The organism is uncultured Rothia sp., assembly GCF_937976295.1.
Lineage (GTDB): Bacteria > Actinomycetota > Actinomycetes > Actinomycetales > Micrococcaceae > Rothia.
In genome coordinates, this window is sequence record NZ_CALJRY010000389.1 from 1 (window position 1) to 3,480 (window position 3,480).

2 protein-coding genes are annotated in these 3,480 nt (G+C 55.8%); both read left to right on the forward strand.

What is annotated here, in order from left to right:
- Positions 1–1,770: bifunctional lysylphosphatidylglycerol synthetase/lysine--tRNA ligase LysX (gene lysX, locus Q0216_RS10280; protein WP_298595182.1), on the forward strand; the 1,770-nt coding region annotated here is incomplete at its 5' end.
- Between the two features lie 325 nt (positions 1,771–2,095).
- On the forward strand, positions 2,096–3,480 hold a 1,385-nt coding region (locus tag Q0216_RS10285; RefSeq protein ID WP_298595185.1), incomplete at its 3' end, for a sodium:alanine symporter family protein.

Here is a 3,480-nt window from a genome sequence, read left to right on the forward strand (position 1 = left end):
GCTTCCCGCTCTTTGGGTGTGCTGGATCGTTTTCTGCAGTTGCGCCGCCTGTATCGTTTCAATCTGAAGTTTGCCCCGCTGTGGGTTCCTCGTTTTTTGGCGACGGAGCCGACGTTGGCGATGGTGAATGTTGTGTTTGCTGCGGGCATGGCGGAGGGTTTCTTGCCGAATCTGTCGGCGCGCCGCCTGCGGGATCAGGAGCAGGTTCTTTCTGCCGGTGAGCTGGAGGCTCTTCGCCAGATGCAGCTCGCTACTGTGGAAGAGCTTCCTGAGGTGTCGCGTAGCGATCAGACTCAGCATCGTCTGCGCCATCTGGAAGCACTGCGTGCGGCGGGTATGGAGCCGTATCCGCTGGGCGGTGAAAAGGCTGGTACTGCTGCCTCTGTGCTGGGTGTTAAGGATGCTCTGCGTATATTCTCTTCTGAAAATATTCCAGATTCGGAATTCATGGTTTCGGGGCGTGTTCGCGCGCTTCGCAACCACGGTGGAGTTCTCTTTGTGACTCTTATTGAAGGTGACAAAACCCTGCAGGTCATCATGGAACGCAGCCTGGTGGGCGAGCGCCCGCTGAGCCTCGCCTCCCGCAACTTGGATACCGGTGACATCATCACCGTACAGGGCACCTACGGGACGAGCCGCACCGGCACCTGCTCACTGATTGCTTCCTCCTGGAGCATGGCGTCGAAGAGCCTGCATCCTATCCCCTTCGACTCCTTTACTGATCCGGAGGCGCGCCTGCGTCGCCGTTCCACGGACCTGTTGGTGCATCCGGATCAGATGCGGAACCTGCGTTTGCGCACCGCGGTGATTAAGGCGTTGCGTGCCCGACTGGATGCGGAGGGTTTCCTTGAGGTAGAGACCCCGATTCTGCATACGGTGCACGGTGGCGCGAGTGCGCGTCCATTCCGCACGTATATCAATGCGTATGGTGAGGATTTGACGTTGCGTATTGCGCCGGAGCTGTACCTGAAGCGTCTGGTGGTCGGCGGCAGTGGACCGGTGTATGAGTTGGGCCGTGATTTCCGTAATGAGGGTGCTGATGCGACCCATAATCCGGAGTTTACGGTGCTTGAGGCGTATCGTCCGTACGCGGATTATGTGCAGATGCGTGAGTTGACGGAGCGTCTGATTAAGGATGCCGCCCAGGCGGTGTTTGGTTCGGTGTCTTTGCCCCTGGGGCATAAGGCTTCGAGTGAGCGCACGGTGTCTGATGTGTCGGGTCCGTGGCGTGTGGTGTCGGTGTGTGATGCCCTGTCGGAGGCGCTGGGTCGCCGCGTGGATGTGCAGACGGATTTTGAGGAGTTGCTGTCCCTGGCGCAGCAGTACGGTGTGCGTGTTCATGAGGGTATGGGCCCGGGAGCTATCGTTGAGGAGCTGTATGGTGAGCTGGTTGAGGCGCATACGGTGGAGCCGACGTTCTATACGGATTTCCCTGCAGAGACGAGTCCGCTTGCGGCACCGCATCGTAGTGTTCCGGGTTTGGCGGAGCGTTGGGATTTGGTGATCAACGGCATGGAGATGGGCTGTGCGTATTCCGAATTGGCGGATCCGCTGGTGCAGCGTGAGCGCCTGACGGAGCAGTCGTTGAAGGCGGCTTCGGGTGACTTGGAGGCGATGGAGGTGGATGAGGATTTCCTCTACGCCTTGGAGACGGGTATGCCGCCGACGGGTGGTTTGGGTCTGGGCGTGGACCGTTTGGTGATGCTGTTGGCTCAGACACAGATTCGTGGGGTTTTGTCGTTCCCGTTTGTGAAGCCCGAACGTTCATAACCCTACCGATACTCCTGCTTATTCGCTATGCCCGGTGCGAGGTATTCGACCTTGTGCCGGGTATTTTTATGGGACAGATGACACCTTCGTGGGATCTATATTTACTCTGCCCATATATTAAGTATTCGTTACATTTTGGATTACGACCCTTTTTAAGTTGCCTAGCGGGGGTTGCACCCGACACAATGGGGTGACTAATCATGCGGAGTGTATTTGGCTCCGTTGCGCGGCATGAGTCCGCACCACCCAGCGATGTAGCCCACACGTTATCTGTCTTTCAGGTTTGAGCGTGCGGGGCTTTTTGCTTTCAAGATTGGAGTACCGAGTGGATTTTCTTCTGAATATCATCGGGGACATTAATACGCATACTGCGGGACTGACCTCCTTCGTGGATGCTGTGCAGAACTGGATGTGGAGCAATTTCCTCTACTACGCTCTGATTGCGGCTGGTCTGTACATTACGATTCGTACTCGCGGCGTGCAGTGGCGTTCCGTTAAGGAAATGATTCGCGTCCTGGGTGACCCGGTTGCTCGTGAGGCTGACGGCAAGAAGGGTATTTCTTCGTTCCGTGCGTTTACTGTGTCGGCGGCTTCTCGTGTGGGTACCGGTACTGTTGCGGGTGTTGCTTTGGCTATTGCTATGGGCGGCCCGGGTGCGGTGTTCTGGATGTGGGTTATTGCTGCTGTTGGTGCGGCTTCTGCTTTCGCGGAGTCCCTTCTGGGTCAGCTGTACAAGGAGCGCGGTAAGGATTCCTATATTGGTGGTCCGGCGTACTACATGAAGCGCGGTCTGAATGCTCCGTGGATGGGTTACATCTTTGTGGCGTTCATTGTGGTCACTTATGCGTTTGTGTTTGTGGCGGTTCAGACGAATGCTGTGGTGGATGCTGCGGCGAACTCGTTCAGCATTGATGTTTCGGGTACTAACTCGATGGGCTTCCGCATCACTATTGGTCTGATTATGGTGGCGCTGACTGCGGCTATTATTTTCGGTGGTATTCGCGCGATTTCTTCGGTGACTGAGTGGCTGGTTCCGATTATGGCGGTGCTGTATCTGCTGCTGGGTCTGCTGGTTGTTCTGCTGAACATCTCTGAGGTTCCGAATATGCTGCTGATGATTTTCCAGGGTGCTTTCGGCATTAAGGAGTTCGTGACCGGCGGTACCATGGGTGCTGTGATTTGGGGTATGAAGCGTGGCCTGCTGACTAACGAGGCGGGTATGGGTACTGCTCCGAACGCTGGTGCGACCGCTACTATTTCTCACCCGGCTAAGCAGGGTTATGTGCAGACTCTGGGTGTTTACTTTGACACGATGATGGCGTGTACCGTGACCGCGTTTATTGTTCTGCTGTCGAACCCTACCTATGGTGATCGTTCTCGTGGCGCGTCGCTGACTCAGTCGGCTTTGGCTATGCAGCTGGGCGATTGGGCGGTTCACTTCCTGACTATCGCGATTTTCATGTTTGCGTTCTCGACTGTGATTGGTAACTACTACTACGGCGAGTCGAATATGCGTTTCGTGACTGAGCGTAAGCTGCCGATGACTATTTTCCGTGCGCTGGTTCTGGTGTTTGTGTTCTTCGGCGCGATTTCTTCGCTGGATCTGGTGTGGACTACCGCGGATATGTTGAATGCCGGCATGGTGATTGTGAACTTGACGGCGGTTCTGTTGATGACTCCGCAGGTTGTTGCGGTGTTGAAGAACTATGA